The organism is Xanthomonas sp. NCPPB 2933, assembly GCF_056725225.1.
On sequence record NZ_CM161518.1, the window covers coordinates 3,736,142 to 3,751,912 of the forward strand.

The following is a 15,771-nucleotide window of genomic DNA, read 5'->3' on the forward strand; positions in this document are numbered from 1 at the left end:
GGATTAGGGAATCGGGAATCGGGAATCGGGAATCGTAAAAGCAAGACCTGATTGTTGAGGGAGACCTGACACGAGTGCTTCGCCCGTACCCTCATCCGCCCCTACGGGGCACCTTCTCCCGGTGGGAGAAGGAAGAGGCTAAGCCCCTCTCCTGCGGGAGAGGGTTGGGGTGAGGGTACGGTGCGAAGCCCTGGTGTCGTTCCAACTGCACGTGGCTTCGCCCGTACCCTCATCCGCCCCTGCGGGGCACCTTCTCCCGGTGCGAGAAGGAAAAACACCGTGCCTTTAACCAATCTCTAATCCCCAATCCCCAATCCCACCTCCCATCCCCACTCCCAGCCCCATGCAACTCGCCCTGTTCGACTTCGATCACACCATCACTACCTGCGACACCTATGCGCGCTTCCTGCGCAAGGTGGCAACGCCGGCGCAGCTGGCGGCGGCGAAGTGGCAGGTGGGTCCGTGGGTGTTGGGCTATCGGGTTGGGTTGATCTCCGCGCAGGCCTTGCGCGCACGCGTCACGCGCCTGGTCTTCAGCGCTCGCTCGCTGGAGGAAATAACCATGCACGGGGCAGCGTACGCACGCAACGATCTGCCTGGCATGTTGCGCACGAACGTGATGCAGCGCATTGACTGGCACAAGGCACAAGGGCATGAAGTGGTGCTGGTGTCGGCGTCGCTGGATCTGTATCTGCAGCCGTGGTGTGCGCAGCATGACCTGTCGTTGATCTGCAATCGGCTGGAACACCACGCCGGCGTGTTGAGCGGGCGCTACGCCAATGGCGATTTCGGCCCGCACAAGGCCACGCAGATCCGCCTGCGCTACGACCTGTCGCAGTACGAGTGCGTGCATGCCTATGGCGATAGCCGCGAAGACACACCGATGCTGGCACTGGCGCAGCAGCGCTGGTATCGCGGCAATCTGTTGCACTGACATGCCCATTGCAACGCCCGCCCCCACGCCCGATCTGGTCGAACGCCTCGACCGCCTGCTGCCGCAGACCCAATGCGGCCAGTGCGGTTACGACGGCTGTCGCCCGTATGCGCAAGCGATGGCCGATGGGCACGCCGACGTCGATCATTGCCCGCCCGGTGGCGACGCCGGTGCCCGCGCGCTGGCGCACGCACTGCAGGTTCCTGCACGCCCGTACGACCGCACCCGCGGTACCCACACGCCGCCGCAAGTGGCATGGATCGTGGAGGCCGACTGCATCGGCTGCACCAAATGCATCCAGGCCTGCCCGGTGGATGCCATCGTCGGCGGCGCCAAACACATGCACACGGTGATCGCGCCGCTGTGCACCGGCTGCGAGCTCTGCCTGCCAGCCTGCCCGGTGGATTGCATCGAGCTGCGCACAATCGGCTAGACGGCTCGCAAAAGGCCTCCAACTCCTACCTTCCGTCAGGAACGTCCTGACGCATCCGGCGCATCCATGCTGCGGACGCGCTCGTATTGGTGTTTACTCCCATCGAGGAATCCGCCGATGCGCCCATTCGCCGCCCTTGCCACGTTAGCCGCACGCTGCCGGCCGATCCCGCCGTTGTTGTTGCTGGTGCTGGGCTGTTCGCCGCTCAGCGCAGCAGCTGTCACCCGTGTGGACGGCGATGCCTTCGATGGCGACAGCGGCGCGCTGCGTTACCGCGAGTCGCACTGGCTGCTCGACGACGGCGGCCGGGTGGTGCTGTATCGCTGCACGGACGGGCGCCCGTTCGCGCGCAAACTGGTCGATGGCGGCGGCCCCTCGCCCAACTTCAGCCTGCTCGATGGACGCGACGGCTACCGCGAAGGCGTGCGCCAACGCGATGGCGTGCGCGAGATGTTTCAGCAGGAACCCGGCAAGGCCGAACGCCGCACTGCGCTGCCCGCCAGCGAAGGCGCGCGCGTGATCGATGCCGGTTTCGATGCCTATCTGCGCACCCAATGGGACGCACTCGCCAGCGCAACGCAGCGCGTCGACTTCGTGCTGCCCAGTCTGCAGCGCCAGCTGGCCTTCAAGGTCGAACGGATCGGCGACAGCGCCGGCCAGCGTCGCTATCGGCTCAGCCTGGATGCCTGGTACGGCGCGGCGGTGCCGTCGCTGGAGGTGCGCTATTCCATCGCCGACAAGCGCCTGCTCGAATTCCGCGGCGTCGGCAATCTGCGCGACGAACGCGGCCGCTATCCGCACGTGCGCATCGTTTTCCCGGACACCGCTGCGCGTGCGGCCAGTGCAGACGAGTTGCGCCAGGCACGCGAGCAGCCGCTGGCCAAGCGCTGCAGCGCCCCGTGAACCAGACACGCGCCATCTTCACGTTCGACCACGCGCCGTTGCGTAAAACGGCCCGGGCACCCATTCCCCACGCAGGAACATCCTCATGGCCAAGGCCTATCTCTGGATCAACGCAGTGCTCTATGTCGTCCTGGCGATCTGGTGCACGCTCTCACCGGCCAAGACCGCAAATGCGGTCGGTTACACCCAGCTTTCGCCGGCCGGGCAGTCGGAATACCTGGTCATCTACGGCGGCCTGCAGTTGGGCATGGCGTTTTTGTTCGGTTACTTCGCCTGGATCGATCAACCGCGCACCGGGCTGCTGGTGGCACTCGCCTTCTACGTCCCGATCGTACTGTTCCGCACTGTCGCGCTCTCGCGGCTGTGGCCGGTCTCTGCACCGACGGTTGCGCTGGCAGGCGTGGAAATCCTGTTGCTGCTCGCCGCTGTGCTGCTGTGGTTCCGGCACAAGTGAAAGACACGCTGTAGCCAGTCCGGTAGGATCGGCGCCACCTTACTCAACGCCCGACCGCATGAGTGCCATTCCTGGCCACGACGACGATGAAACCGGACGCCTGCTCACCGCAACTGCGGGCGGCGACCGGCATGCTTTCGAAGCGCTGTATCGGCAGACCTCGGCCAAGCTGTTCGGGGTGTGCTTGCGCATGATTCCGCAACGCGCCGAAGCCGAAGAAGTGCTGCAGGACGTGTTCACGCTGATCTGGCACAAGGCCGGGCAGTTCGATCCGGCGCGTGCACGCGGGCTGACGTGGCTGGCGATGATTGCGCGCAACAAGGCGATCGACCATCTGCGCGCCAATGCACCGCAGCGCCGCAACGTGACCCTGGACGATGCCGGCGACCTGCGTGCCAGCGATGCCTCACCGCTGGAGCGCACCGAGCGCGCCAGCACGCGTCACCGCATCGACCATTGCCTGGCCGAACTCGAACCGCCGCGCAGCGAATTGATCCGCACCGCCTTCTTCGATGGCATCACCTACGAAGAACTGGCGGCGCGCACCGACACGCCGATCGGCACGGTCAAGAGCTGGATCCGTCGTGGCCTGGCCAAACTCAAGGCATGTCTGGAACGATGAGCACGCCATTCCCCATCGACCAGGAACCGCCGCGCGACGTGCTTGCCGGCGAATACGTGCTGGGTCTGCTGAGCGCCGACGAGCGCCTGGCGGCCGAACAACGCATCGCCACCGACAGCCAGTTCGATCAGGCGGTTCTGCAATGGCAGCAACATCTGATGCCGCTGCTGGACGAAATCGCGGCGGTGACCCCGTCCGATCAACTCTGGACGCGCATCCGCCAGACGCTGGGCTTCGATACGCCATTGCGCGCAGTGCCCGCAGCACCGACCACCACCACACCGGCCACGCCACTTTGGAACAGCGTGCGCTTCTGGCGTTGGGCCAGTGCCGGTGGCCTGGCCACTGCTGCGGTGTGCGTGCTTGCCTTGTTGAACGTGAACACGCCGCCCGCACCGGTGCAGCCGCCAGCCACTGGCCCGGTGGTACAGGCACCGCCGGTCACGACTCCAGCAACCCCGGTCACCCCGCCTGCCACCGGCATCGCGATGACCGCCACGCTGGCGACCGAAGACGGCCGGCCGGGCTACGTGGCCTTGATGGATGCTGACAAGCACACCATCACGGTGACGCCGCTGGATCGCACCGCCACCGCCGACAAGGTGCCCGAACTGTGGTTGATCACCGCAGACGGCAAGCCGCATTCGATGGGCACATTCGACGATCAACGCGCACGCCGCGCGCAGATCCCCGATCAGCTGATGCCCATGCTCAGCAACGAGGCTCTGTTGGCCGTCACTCTGGAACCACTGGGCGGTGCGCCGGGTGGCATCCCCACCGGCACCGTGGTGGCCAAGGGCGGCATCAGCACGCTGGCTATGGCGCCCTGACCCGGCTGTGAGCTTGCCTGCGAGGCTCTCGCAGGCAAGCTCGTTTCACGAACGACCTCATGCGCGCCAGCGATACGGCGTGGGGTCAATTGTGTGCGCGATTGCGCGAATTATCAGTGTGATCAGACGAACCTTACACACGCATGCGACGATCATGCGCGCTGGTGCATCTGTTTGCCGGCAGCGTTCGTAAAGGGTCACGACCAACGACGGAGAACCACGCGTGCCGAGTACCGGAGTCGACCCCAACGCTGCAACGCCTCAGCCCACCAGCCCACATCCCCGTGGCTGGTTGGCAATGCGTATCGGCAGCCTGCGCCGCTGGGTGGATTCGCAGACCGACGAACCGCTGGACGAAGCGCGCGCAGACCGCATCGACTGGCTGCGCGCCATCCCCTTCATCGCCCTGCACCTGGCCTGCCTGTCGGTGATCTGGGTGGGCGCGTCCTGGTTTGCGGTGGGCATGGCGGTGGCGCTGTATGCGCTGCGCATGTTCGCGCTGACCGGTTTCTATCATCGCTATTTCTCGCACCGCGCCTTCAAGACCTCGCGCGTGTTGCAGTTCGTGTTCGCCGCGATCGGCGCTACCTGCGTGCAACGCGGGCCGCTATGGTGGGCCGCGCATCATCGCAACCACCATCGGCATACCGACACCGGCCGCGACCCGCATTCGCCGGCACAACACGGCTTCTGGTGGAGCCATACCGGCTGGTTCCTGACCCCGCGTAATTTCCGCACCGATTGGGAGGTCATCCCGGATCTGCGCCGCTTTGCCGAGCTGCGCTTCCTGGACCGCTTCGACATCGTGATGCCGGTGGTGCTGGCGCTGGGCCTGTACCTGCTCGGCGACTGGCTGGCCACCGCCGCGCCCGCGCTGGAGACCAATGGCGCGCAGTTGCTGGTATGGGGCTTTGTGATCTCCACGGTGGCCTTGTTCCACGCCACCTTCACCATCAACTCGCTGGCGCATCGCTTCGGTAGCCGGCGCTTCGATACCCGCGACGACAGCCGCAACAACTGGCTGCTGGCGCTGCTCACCTTTGGCGAAGGCTGGCACAACAATCACCACTTCTTCCCCGGCTCGGCGCGCCAGGGCCTGCGCTGGTGGGAGTACGACATGACCTGGTACGGCCTCACGGCGATGTCGTGGGTGGGCCTGGTGTGGGACCTCAAGCCGATGCCAAAGATGCTCACGCAGCGCGCCGAGCGGGTGCGCCGATGAGCGAGGGCAGGATTGCCGTGGTCGGCAGTGGCATCGCCGGCCTGGGCGCGGCGTGGCTGTTGTCGCGGCGCTATGAAGTCACTCTGTTCGAGGCCGCCGATTATCTCGGCGGGCATACGCACACGCACGACATCCAGCTGGAAGGCCAGCGCTACGCGGTGGACAGCGGCTTCATCGTGTTCAACCCGCAGCACTATCCGTTGCTCACGCGCATGTTCGCCGAGCTCGATGTGGCCGCGCAGCCGACCACGATGAGCTTCTCCGTGCACGATGCGCGCAGCGGGCTCGAATACAACGCCGGCAGCCTGGGCGGGCTGTTCTGCCAGCGCCGCAATCTGCTCAGCCCGCGCTTCTGGGGCATGTTGTCCGACCTGCGCCGCTTCTATCGCCAGGCACCGGCGGTGCTGCACAGCGACGAGCAGTTCAGCACGCTGGGCGAGTATCTGCAGCGGCATGGCTACTCGGCGGCGTTTCGCGACCAGCATCTGGTGCCGATGGCCTCGGCGCTGTGGTCATCGCCCTCGCAGCGCATCCTGGAATTTCCGATGGGCCAGCTGATCGGCTTCATGGCCAATCACCACATGCTGCAACTCAGCGGGCGGCCGCAGTGGCAGGTGGTGCGTGGCGGATCCAACAGCTATGTGCGCGCGCTGCGGCGGCGCTGGCAGGTGCTGGAGCGGCTGTCCACCCCGGTGCATGCGATCCGGCGCGTCGGCAATGGCGTGGTGCTCAGCTCGCTGCGCGGCGAAGAACATTTCAACGACGTGGTCCTGGCTTGTCACGCCGACGATGCATTGGCATTGCTTAGCGACTCCACACCGGCCGAGCAACAGATCCTGGGCGGCATCAGCTACCAGAACAACGACACCGTGCTGCATACCGATGCGCGCGTGTTGCCGCGTGATCGCCGCGCCTGGGCGGCATGGAACGCGCATGTGCCGGCCGACCCGCAGGCGCCGTGCACGGTGAGTTACTGGATGAACGCGCTGCAGTCGATCGAAGCGCCACAGCCGTTCATCGTCAGCCTCAATCGCGACCACGACATCGACCCGGACAAGGTGCTGCGCCGCATGCGCTATCGCCATCCGGTGCAGAACGCAGCCGCACTCGCTGCGCAGACGCGCAAGGCCGATATCCAAGGCGTCCAGCACACCTGGTTTGCCGGTGCGGCGTGGGGCTTCGGCTTCCACGAGGACGGCCTGCGCAGCGGTGTGGACGTGGCGCACGGCCTGGGAGTGCCGTGGTGATGCAGCTGCTGCGCGAAGCCAGCAACGATGCGGTGCCGTTGCCCCCGACCGAGGGCAGCGGCGCCGGCAGCGTGGCAGCCCCGTTGCGCAGCGCGATCTATACCGGTTGGGTGCGGCATCGCCGGTTTGCGCCAAAACCGCTGGATTTTCGCTACAAGCTGTTTTTGATGTATCTGGATCTGTCCGAACTGGATCGGGTGTTTGCACAGCGTTGGCTGTGGTCGGTGGGGCGCGCCAACCTGGCGCAGTTCCGTCGCAGCGATTATCTCGGCGACCCAACTATTCCACTGGATGAAGCAGTGCGCGATTGCGTGCAGACCCACACCGGCGAGCGCCCCGACGGCGCGATCCGCCTGCTCACGCATCTGCGCTACTTCGGCCATGTGTTCAATCCGGTCAGCTTCTACTACTGCTTCGATCGTCACGACGGCCTGCGCTGGATCGTTGCCGAGATCACCAACACGCCCTGGCAGCAGCGCCACACCTACGTGCTGCCGGTCGCGCAGGCGCGCACGCATCGCGACGTGCATGCCTGGCGTTTCGACAAGCGCTTCCACGTCTCGCCCTTCATGGGCATGCAGCACCAGTACGACTGGCGTTTCAGCGTGCCGGACGCGCAATTGCGCGTACATATGGATGTGCTGGATGCTCCCGATGCCGACGCGGCAGGCAACGACAGCGGCGCCCGCCGTTTCGACGCCACCCTGGTGCTGCAGCGCCAGCCGCTGACCGCGCGCACCCTGGCGCGCACGCTGTTGGCTTATCCCTTGATGACCGTGCAGGTGGTGGTCGCCATCCACTGGCAGGCCTTGCGCCTGTGGCTGCGCGGCAACCCTGTGCACGACACCCCCCATCCGCCTGTGCGAGAACGCCGATGAACGCCACGTCCCTGCCCGACACCACTGCCCCGCGCGCGGCTTCCTGGACGGATCGCCTGTTGCGCAAGCGCCTGCTGGCAACACTCGGCGACCTGCGCGATGGGCAATTGCAGCTGCACGAGGCCGATGGCATCACCACCCTCGGCAACGCCAGCGGCGCGGATGCCTTGCAACTGCAATTGCGCGTCACCGATCCGGGCTTCTATCGGCAGGCCGCGCTCAATGGCAGCGTCGGTGCCGGCGAGTCGTACATGGATGGGCAATGGCAGTGCGACGACCTGGTCGGCCTGATGCGCCTGCTGTTGCGCAATCGCGACCGCCTGGATGCGATGGAAACCGGCACCGCACGTTTGGGTGGCTGGGCGATGCGCAGCCTGCACACCTTTGCGCGCAATACCCGCAGCGGCAGCCGGCGCAATATCGCGGCGCATTACGATCTGGGCAATCCGTTATTCAGCCTGTTTCTCGATGAGAACCTGATGTATTCGTCTGCGATCTTCGTCGATGGCGAAGAGGCGCAAGGCGAAGCGGCGCTGGAGCGCGCCGCCACGCGCAAACTCGAACGCATCTGCCAGAAACTGCGGCTCGGCCCGCAGCACCATGTGGTGGAAATCGGCACCGGCTGGGGTGGCTTTGCACTGCATGCCGCACGCGAGCATGGCTGCCGCGTCACCACCACCACCATCTCGCGCGAACAGTTCGATCTGGCAACCCAACGCATCGCTGCAGCCGGTTTGAGCGATCGTGTGACGGTGTTGCTGCGCGACTATCGCGATCTGGACGGCCGCTACGACCGGGTGGTGTCGATCGAGATGATCGAGGCGATCGGCCATCAGTATCTGGACACCTATTTCGCCAAGGTCGGCAGCCTGCTCGCCGACGATGGCGAGGCGCTGATCCAGGCCATCACCATCGAAGACCATCGCTATGCGCAGGCATTGCACTCGGTGGACTTCATCAAGCGGCATATCTTCCCCGGCAGCTTCATTCCCTCGGTGGCGGCGATGACCGGTGCCATCGCGCGCGCCAGCGATCTGCGCCTGTTCAATCTCGAAGACATCGGGCCGAGCTATGCGTTGACGCTGCGTGCGTGGCGGCAGCGCTTCATGGCGCAGCTGCCGCAGGTGCGCGCGCTGGGCTACGACGAGCGCTTCATCCGCATGTGGGAGTTCTATCTGGCCTATTGCGAAGCCGGTTTTCTGGAGCGCTCGATCGGCGATGTGCATCTGTGGCTGAGCAAGCCGGGCGCGCGTCCGCCGCAGTTCGTGCCTGGCCTGCCTGCCGACGCATGAAGCAGCTCGGCAACTATCTCGGTTTGCAGGTGCTATGGTTGGTGGCGGTCAGCGCCGCCGCGCAGGCGCGCATCTGGCCGACACTGCTGGTGTTGGCGCTATTTGCGCTGTATCAGCTGTGGCCGTCGCGGCGCGCGCCGGGCGATCTGCAATTGTTGATCGCCGCGTTGTCGCTGGGCCTGCTGCTGGACACCACGCTGGCTGCAGGCGGTTGGGTGCGTTACGCCGCACCGTGGCCAGGCACGCCGTTGGCACCGCCGTGGATTCTGGCGTTGTGGCTGGGCTTTGCGCTCACTCTCAATCATTCCTTGGCCACGGTGATGCAACGTCCATGGCTGGCGGTACTGCTGGGCGCCATCTTCGGGCCGTTCTCGTATTGGTTGGCGCAGCGCAGCTGGCAGGCGGTGGAATTTCAGCCGCCACAGCTGCACGCAGTGGTTGCGGTCGGCATCGGCTGGGGCGTGGCCTGCGGCGTGTTGTCGCTGTATGCACGCCGCCTGGCGCGACCATCGCCTGAGCACATCACTGGAGAACTGCAATGACTGTCTGGCCACTGCTGCATGTAGGCGTGTTTGCGAGCGTGGTGATGGTGATCGGCTGGCTGTGGCAACGCCGCAGCGGCAATGCCGGCCCGGTGGATGTGCTGTGGGCCGCGTGCCTGGCCGTCGCTGCGCCGTATTGCGCGTGGATGTCCGATGGCGCGCTGCTACCGCGCGTGCTGGTGGCCGTGCTCGGCGGCGTGTGGGGCGCGCGCCTGGCGCTGCATCTGGGCGTGCGCGTGTTCGGCGACCCGCACGAAGATGGCCGCTATCGCGCACTGCGCGAACACTGGAATGGCGACCAGCGCAAATTCCTGGGCTTTTTCCTGGCGCAAGCGGTGGTGGTGGTGCTGTTTTCGGTGCCGTTTCTGGCCGCTGCCAGCAACCCGCATCCGGCCTGGAGCGTGTGGAGCAGCCTGGCAATTGCCGTGTGGTTGATCGCGGTCGGCGGCGAAGCGCTGGCGGACCGGCAACTGTCTGCGCACAAGGCCAATCCGGCCAATCGCGGCGTCACCTGCCGCAGCGGGCTGTGGCGGTATTCGCGCCATCCCAATTATTTCTTCGAGTTCGTGCATTGGTTTGCCTATCTGGCGCTGGCTGTCGGTGCCGGGCCGTGGCCGGTCGCGCTGTGCGCGCTTGGGCCGGTGGTGATGTTCGTGTTTCTGTATCGCTTCACCGGCATTCCCTACACCGAGCAGCAGGCGCTGCGCTCGCGTGGTGAGGACTATGCGCAGTACCAACGCAGCACCAGCGCATTTTTTCCGTTCCCCCCTTCGTCCTGAGTCGCCTGGAGAGTCGTATGTCCACCGTTACCATCCCGCCCTCCTCGCTGCCCGAAGAATCCTTCGTTACCCGGCTGGCCGAATCCGGCCTGCTGCCCGATGCCGCGCTGCGCTACGGCATTCGCCGACTGTGCGCGCAGCGCTTGCGCGATGAGCGCGGCGACGGCGCCGATGCCAGCGGCGAACGTCAACGCGCGTTTATCGACAGCCTACGTGCCAGCGCGATCGCGATCGAAACCGATGCCGCCAATCGCCAGCACTACGAGTTGCCACCGCAGTTCTTCACCCTGTGCCTGGGGCGCCGGCTCAAATACAGCAGCTGCTATTGGGACGCGACCACGCCGGATCTGGATGCCGCCGAAGAACGCATGCTGGCGCTGTACGGCGAGCGTGCCGAGCTGGCCGACGGCCAGCGCATTCTGGAACTGGGCTGCGGCTGGGGCTCGCTGACCCTGTGGATGGCCGAACGCTATCCCGGCGCCACCATCACCGCGGTGTCCAACTCACGCCCGCAGCGCGCGCATATTCTGGAACAGTGTCGCGTGCGCGGCTTGAGCAACGTGCAGGTGATCACTGCCGACGTCAATGCGCTGGCGCTGCCGCCGGGCAATTTCGACCGTGTGGTGTCGGTGGAAATGTTCGAGCACATGCGCAATTACCGCGAGCTGCTGGCGCGCGTCGGCAGCTGGCTGGCGCCGGGCGGCAAGCTGTTCGTGCATGTCTTCTGTCATCGCGATCTGGCCTACCCGTTCGAAGTGGCCGGCGAAGATAACTGGATGGGGCGGCACTTTTTCACCGGCGGGCTGATGCCGGCCACCGATACCTTGCTGCATTTCCAGCAGGATGTCGTGATCGAACAGCGTTGGGTGCTGTCGGGCGAGCATTACGAAAAAACCGCCAATGCCTGGCTGGAGAATCAGGACCGCCACCGCGAGCAGATCATGCCGCTGCTGAAGCAGACCTACGGCGAGGATGCGCAGCGCTGGTGGCAGCGCTGGCGGATGTTCTGGCTGGCCTGTGCGGAGCTGTTCGGTTACGACCAGGGCCGCGAATGGGGCGTGGCGCACTATCGCTTCGTCAAACGTTGATCGAAGCAAAGCTGATCGACGCAGCAGCGCGGACCAAAACGACATCGCGGCCAGCTGATGGCCACGATGTGTCGGCTTCAATTCGGCTCTTCAACAACGCTGGCACGCAGATCAGCGCGTTGGCTGGCAATGCCAGCTCGGCACGCAAGCAGGTTTTCGCAACTGGCTGCTGAGGCAGCTGCAATGTTGCAGATCATAGGATCGCAGCGCGCGATCGCTCGGCGATCCGCGCGCCGCCAGGCGATCAGCCCGCCGCAGCGGTGATCACGATTTCCACCTTCCACTCCGGCCGCGCCAGTTTGGCTTCGACAGTGGCACGTGCGGGCGTAAAGCCATGCGGCACCCACTCGTCCCAGGCCTTGTTCATGCCGTCGAAATCGGCGATGTCGGCCAGGAAGATTTCCGCACGCAGGATCTTGGTCTTGTCGCTGGCCGCCTGCGCCAGCAATTTGTCGATTTCGCCCAGCACCTGGCGGGTCTGCCCGGTGATGTCTTCGCTGGTGTCCTCGGCAATCTGGCCGGCCAGATAGCACACGCCGCCATGCACGGCCATTTCGGACATCCGCGGACCTGTATCGAATCGCTGCACCATTTCAGACTTCCTACGGTTGATTGACCCGGGCATTGTCCCGCGAATGCGGCAAACATGCAGCCTGCGCACGTACGTCGCACGCCAACCACCGCCCAACCAGCACCATCCAGGACACGATCGCCACGATGGCACTCTTCTGGCTGATACCCGGCGGCGCGCTGGTCACGCTGACGTGGAACAACAACAGCGCAAATGCCACCAAGCCCAGACCGAATGCCGGTACGAAATGCTGGCGCCACCAACGATCACGACGGAAATACCAGGATTGCAGCAATATCGCTGCAATTACGCACAGAAATGCGGTATTCGCCGACAACAGATGCACCATCGTCGCCGCGTCGGGGGCGAGCACCGGCATCCAGCTGTCGCCGATCGCCACCGCGCTCAGGCCTACTGCCGCCATGCAGAACAAGCCCACCACCGTGCGACTGCATGCGACCGGCGCCAGCGCCGCGTACAGGCCCAGCGCCAGCCACGCCATGGCTGCGGCCAGCAGGCAATAGGCGGTGCGCAGCAGCAAGCCGTAAGCGCCGTGCAGGTAGGCACTCAGTTGTGCATCGATCCAGTCCAGATCGCCGCGCAGCCATTGCAGCAACACCACCAGAGCGATGAAGGCCACGCCCGTCGCTGCGGTGATCGCACCGGCGTAACCGCTCCAGCGTGGCGGACATGGCCGCCGGGTTTGCGCAGCAGCGCGGTGATCGCATGCATTCCCCATCAACAGCCTGTCTCCCCTGCAACTGTCATCTGATCCATCCGGCTCCCCGACGGCACGTACGCGTGGCTTTGCCCTATGATGCGCGCGGCCGCCATGCGCGGACAAATATCGGTATGGCCGAACCTTAGCGTTCACTTCATTTCTGCATTGACGCGATCACGCTGCACGCACTTCAATCGACCGGCCCATGCAGACCCTCCGCGCGCGGCACATTCCGTGCATGCACCCTCTTTCCCTCAAGCAGATCCCGTTGCCCTCATGACGGATACCCCCGTGTCTTCCGAAACGCCCGCCAGCGGTTGGCGTCGCGCCCTGCCGGTGATCATCAGCCTGGCGATCCTGGCGATGGCGCTGCACGCGCTGTCCTCTCAGTTCACTGACCACGGCTATCGGCAGATCCGCCAGGCGTTCCGTGAACTGGGGGTCGGCCAGATCGCGCTCACCCTGCTGCTGGGCTTGAGCAGCTACGCCTGCCTGGTGGGCTTTGACTGGGTGGGGCTCAAGCGCACCGGCAAGCGCTTGCATCCGGCGCGGGTGGGCATCACCGCGTTCATGGCGCACGCGGTCGGGCAGACATTGGGCTTTGCTGCACTGACCGGCGGCGCGGTGCGCTTGCGCGGTTATGGCAGCGTGGGGCTGACCCTGGCCGAGATCGGCCAGGTGGTGCTGATGAGCACGCTGGGCTTCATCTTCGGCGCCTGGGTGCTGCTTGGCCTGGCCTTGATGCTGGAACCGGAAGCGGCCGCACGCGCCCTGCCGATCGCTGCCGAAGGCATCCGCATTGCCGGCATCGCCTTGCTGGTCGGCTATGTGGGGATGCTGGTATTGGTCGGCAGACAGGGCCGCGAATTCGGCATCCGCAGCCATCGCTTCTGGCTGCCCGATCGCACCACGGTGCTCGGCGTGACCGCGCTGAGCGTGGTCGAACTGGGCCTGGCTGCGGCCGCGTTCTACGTGCTGCTGCCGCCGGATCCGGGCACCGGCTATTTCGGCTTTATCGGCATCTGGCTGGTGGCGGTGGTCGCCGGCCTGATCTCCACCGTGCCGGCCGGGCTGGGCGTGTTCGAGTGGAGCCTGCTCAAGCTGCTGCCGCATGTCACTCCCGCCGCAGTGCTGGCCGCGGCGCTGGCCTACCGGGTCACCTACTACATCGTGCCATTGCTGATTTCGGTGGCAATGGCGGCGGCTTCGGGCCTGGGTGCGCCAGTGCGTGCCAGTGCGAGCACCGCACGCACGGTATGGAAGGCATTTCGCCCGTGGCTGCCGCAGATTCTGGCCTTGGCGGTGTTTGCGGTGGGCGCGGCGCTGATGATCGACGGCACCTTGCCCACCCCACGCGCGCGTCAGGAAGTGGCGCCGCTGCCGCTGATCGAAACCTCGCATCTGCTGGTCAGCCTGGGCGGCATGTTGTTGTTGCTGATCGGCCAGGGCCTGCAACGCCGCAGCCATGCGGCCTGGGCGCTGGCGCTGGGTGTGTGCGTGCTGTTGCCGCCGCTGTCGCTGCTACGCGGCAGCCATATTTCGGTGTCGCTGTCGGCCGCATTGGCGGCGGTTGCGCTGTGGGCGGCACGCCGCGAGTTCTATCGCCAGGGCGCGCTGCTGGACGAAGCCTGGTCGTGGCGCTGGCTGAGCAATCTGGGCCTGGTGCTGGTGGCCACGTTCTGGCTGCTGTTCTTCGTCTACAGCCATGTCGAATACAGCAATGACCTGTGGTGGCAGTTCGCCACCTCGGCCAATGCGCCGCGTGCGTTGCGCGCGGCGCTGATCCTGTGCGTGGGCGTGATCGTGTTCGGCATGGCGCGTCTGCTGCGTGGCGGGCGCCGCCCGATGCCGGCCGCCGATGCGCAGACCCTGCAGACGCTGGCACCGATTCTGGCCATCAGCACCGACACCCAGGCCTGCCTGGCGTTGACCGGCGACAAGGCGTTTTTGCTCGATGAGCAGGGGCGTGGGTTTGTGATGATGCAGCGCTACGGCGGCTCGCTGATCTCGATGGGCGATCCGGTCGGCCCGCCGGAGGTCGCGCGGGCGCTGATCTGGCGCTTCCGCGAAGAGGCTGACCATATGGGTCTGCGCCCGGTGTTCTACCAGGTCGGCGAAAAATACTGGCAGACCTACCTCGACATGGGGCTGACCCTGGTCAAGCTGGGCGAAGAGGCGATCGTGCCGCTGGAAGGCTTCACCCTGGAAGGCCGCGACCGCGCCGACCTGCGCCAGGCCTGGAACCGCGGCAAACGCGGCGGCCTGACCTTCCGCATGCTGCAGCCCGAGCAAGTGGAGGCGGTGCTGCCGCAGCTGGCCGAGGTCTCCGAGCAGTGGCTGGAAGAAAAAGCCGGCGAAGAGAAAGGCTTTTCGCTGGGCAGCTTCGATGCGGAGTACCTGCGCCGGTTTCCGGTGGCGGTGGCCGAGGCGGAAGGACAGATCATGGCCTTCGCCAACGTGTGGTGGGCGCCGGCCGGCGGCGAGCTGTCGGTGGATCTGATGCGCCACAGTGCGCAGGCGCCCAAGGGCACCATGGACTTCCTGTTTATCGAGCTGTTCCTGTGGGGCCAGGCCAATGGCTACACGCGCTTCTCGCTGGGCATGGCGCCACTGTCGGGCATGGCCGAGCATCGCCTGGCCGGCCGCTGGAACCGCTTCGCCAGCCTGGTCGCGCGGCACGGTGAACGCTTCTACGGGTTCAGCGGCCTGCGCCGCTTCAAGTCGAAGTTCGCGCCGACCTGGCGCCCGCGCTATCTGGTCGCGCCGGGCGGCATGCACTTACCTGCGGCGTTACTGGATGTGACCCGCTTGATCTCGGTGGATCCTGGCCGGCAGGAATAAGGTCGCGTGATGCCTGCGCCTTTGTGCGAAATGCTTTGGTTTACTGAGGGGCGCTTGCGCGCGTGCCGGCATGGGACACGCCGCAAGTACGTCCGTGTAGGCTCTTACGCGGCATCCATGCCGCGTAAGGTCCCATGCCGGCACGCGCGCAAGCACCTTCGGTTGGCGTCGGTAGCTGAAGGAACAGCGTTGCTTGGTTGATTGATCATGCATTGAAGCGTGGCCTTCGCTGGCGAAATCATGACAAAGCGATAGACAAAAGGCTGCGTCGACTATCGACAACGGAATCTGCAGGCATTACGCATACACAAAGTCATTGCTTGCCGATCAGCAAGCGCGAAAAGTGGCAGCGTGGTGCCGCGTCCAGGGGCGGGACCGTGTGGCGGCATGGATGCCGCCACCGAGCCTACATGG

At 65.5% G+C, this 15,771-nt stretch carries 16 protein-coding genes; 14 read left to right on the forward strand and 2 right to left on the reverse strand.

What is annotated here, in order from left to right; translation table 11 throughout:
* Positions 1-343 precede the first annotated feature (343 nt).
* The 13 genes from AC1PLU_RS15410 (at position 344) to AC1PLU_RS15470 (ending at position 11,224) form a co-directional block, all read left to right on the forward strand.
* Positions 344-934, forward strand: coding sequence for an HAD family hydrolase (locus AC1PLU_RS15410; RefSeq protein ID WP_481106670.1), 591 nt, complete (start codon positions 344-346; stop codon positions 932-934).
* 1 nt (position 935) lies between these two features.
* Positions 936-1,367: an Rnf electron transport complex subunit RnfB gene (rnfB, locus tag AC1PLU_RS15415; protein WP_481106671.1), complete on the forward strand. Its 432-nt coding sequence runs from the start codon at positions 936-938 to the stop codon at positions 1,365-1,367.
* 117 nt (positions 1,368-1,484) lie between these two features.
* Positions 1,485-2,270 carry a hypothetical protein gene (locus AC1PLU_RS15420; RefSeq protein WP_046931879.1) on the forward strand — a complete coding sequence of 262 codons (786 nt, stop codon included), beginning with the start codon at positions 1,485-1,487 and terminating at the stop codon, positions 2,268-2,270.
* 85 nt (positions 2,271-2,355) lie between these two features.
* Positions 2,356-2,724: a hypothetical protein gene (locus AC1PLU_RS15425; protein WP_023903316.1), complete on the forward strand. Its 369-nt coding sequence runs from the start codon at positions 2,356-2,358 to the stop codon at positions 2,722-2,724.
* A gap of 58 nt (positions 2,725-2,782) precedes the next feature.
* Complete coding sequence (locus AC1PLU_RS15430) at positions 2,783-3,346, forward strand: sigma-70 family RNA polymerase sigma factor (protein ID WP_023903315.1); 564 nt, start codon at positions 2,783-2,785, stop codon at positions 3,344-3,346.
* Positions 3,343-4,176, forward strand: a complete 834-nt coding sequence (locus tag AC1PLU_RS15435) for an anti-sigma factor (protein ID WP_481106672.1) — start codon at positions 3,343-3,345, stop codon at positions 4,174-4,176. The genes AC1PLU_RS15430 and AC1PLU_RS15435 overlap by 4 nt, the downstream gene beginning before the upstream one ends.
* 223 nt (positions 4,177-4,399) lie before the next feature.
* Positions 4,400-5,398: an acyl-CoA desaturase gene (locus AC1PLU_RS15440; protein ID WP_043909898.1), complete on the forward strand. Its 999-nt coding sequence runs from the start codon at positions 4,400-4,402 to the stop codon at positions 5,396-5,398.
* The gene (locus AC1PLU_RS15445) at positions 5,395-6,645 is read left to right on the forward strand and encodes an NAD(P)/FAD-dependent oxidoreductase (RefSeq protein WP_481106673.1); all 1,251 of its coding nucleotides are present in this window, start codon (positions 5,395-5,397) and stop codon (positions 6,643-6,645) included. The genes AC1PLU_RS15440 and AC1PLU_RS15445 overlap by 4 nt, the downstream gene beginning before the upstream one ends.
* Positions 6,645-7,523, forward strand: a complete 879-nt coding sequence (locus AC1PLU_RS15450; RefSeq protein WP_481108530.1) for a DUF1365 domain-containing protein — start codon at positions 6,645-6,647, stop codon at positions 7,521-7,523. The genes AC1PLU_RS15445 and AC1PLU_RS15450 overlap by 1 nt, the downstream gene beginning before the upstream one ends.
* On the forward strand, positions 7,520-8,815 hold the full coding sequence (locus AC1PLU_RS15455; RefSeq protein WP_229009275.1) for an SAM-dependent methyltransferase: 1,296 nt from the start codon (positions 7,520-7,522) through the stop codon (positions 8,813-8,815). The genes AC1PLU_RS15450 and AC1PLU_RS15455 overlap by 4 nt, the downstream gene beginning before the upstream one ends.
* The gene (locus AC1PLU_RS15460) at positions 8,812-9,357 is read left to right on the forward strand and encodes a DUF2878 domain-containing protein (RefSeq protein WP_481106674.1); all 546 of its coding nucleotides are present in this window, start codon (positions 8,812-8,814) and stop codon (positions 9,355-9,357) included. Before AC1PLU_RS15455 ends, AC1PLU_RS15460 begins: the two co-directional genes overlap by 4 nt.
* On the forward strand, positions 9,354-10,136 hold the full coding sequence (locus tag AC1PLU_RS15465) for a DUF1295 domain-containing protein (RefSeq protein WP_481106675.1): 783 nt from the start codon (positions 9,354-9,356) through the stop codon (positions 10,134-10,136). Before AC1PLU_RS15460 ends, AC1PLU_RS15465 begins: the two co-directional genes overlap by 4 nt.
* 17 nt (positions 10,137-10,153) lie before the next feature.
* Complete coding sequence (locus AC1PLU_RS15470) at positions 10,154-11,224, forward strand: SAM-dependent methyltransferase (protein WP_481106676.1); 1,071 nt, start codon at positions 10,154-10,156, stop codon at positions 11,222-11,224.
* Between the two features lie 244 nt (positions 11,225-11,468).
* Here AC1PLU_RS15470 and AC1PLU_RS15475 read toward each other — a convergent pair whose 3' ends face one another.
* Positions 11,469-11,816, reverse strand: coding sequence for a RidA family protein (locus AC1PLU_RS15475; RefSeq protein WP_023903305.1), 348 nt, complete (start codon positions 11,814-11,816; stop codon positions 11,469-11,471).
* Between the two features lie 10 nt (positions 11,817-11,826).
* Entirely contained in the window at positions 11,827-12,534 is a 708-nt protein-coding gene (locus AC1PLU_RS15480) for a DUF998 domain-containing protein (RefSeq protein ID WP_481106677.1), read from the reverse strand.
* Positions 12,535-12,792: 258 nt separating this feature from the next.
* On the opposite strand from AC1PLU_RS15480, the gene mprF reads away from it, so the two are divergent.
* The gene (mprF, locus tag AC1PLU_RS15485) at positions 12,793-15,357 is read left to right on the forward strand and encodes a bifunctional lysylphosphatidylglycerol flippase/synthetase MprF (protein WP_481106678.1); all 2,565 of its coding nucleotides are present in this window, start codon (positions 12,793-12,795) and stop codon (positions 15,355-15,357) included.
* The last annotated feature ends 414 nt before the right edge of the window (positions 15,358-15,771 follow it).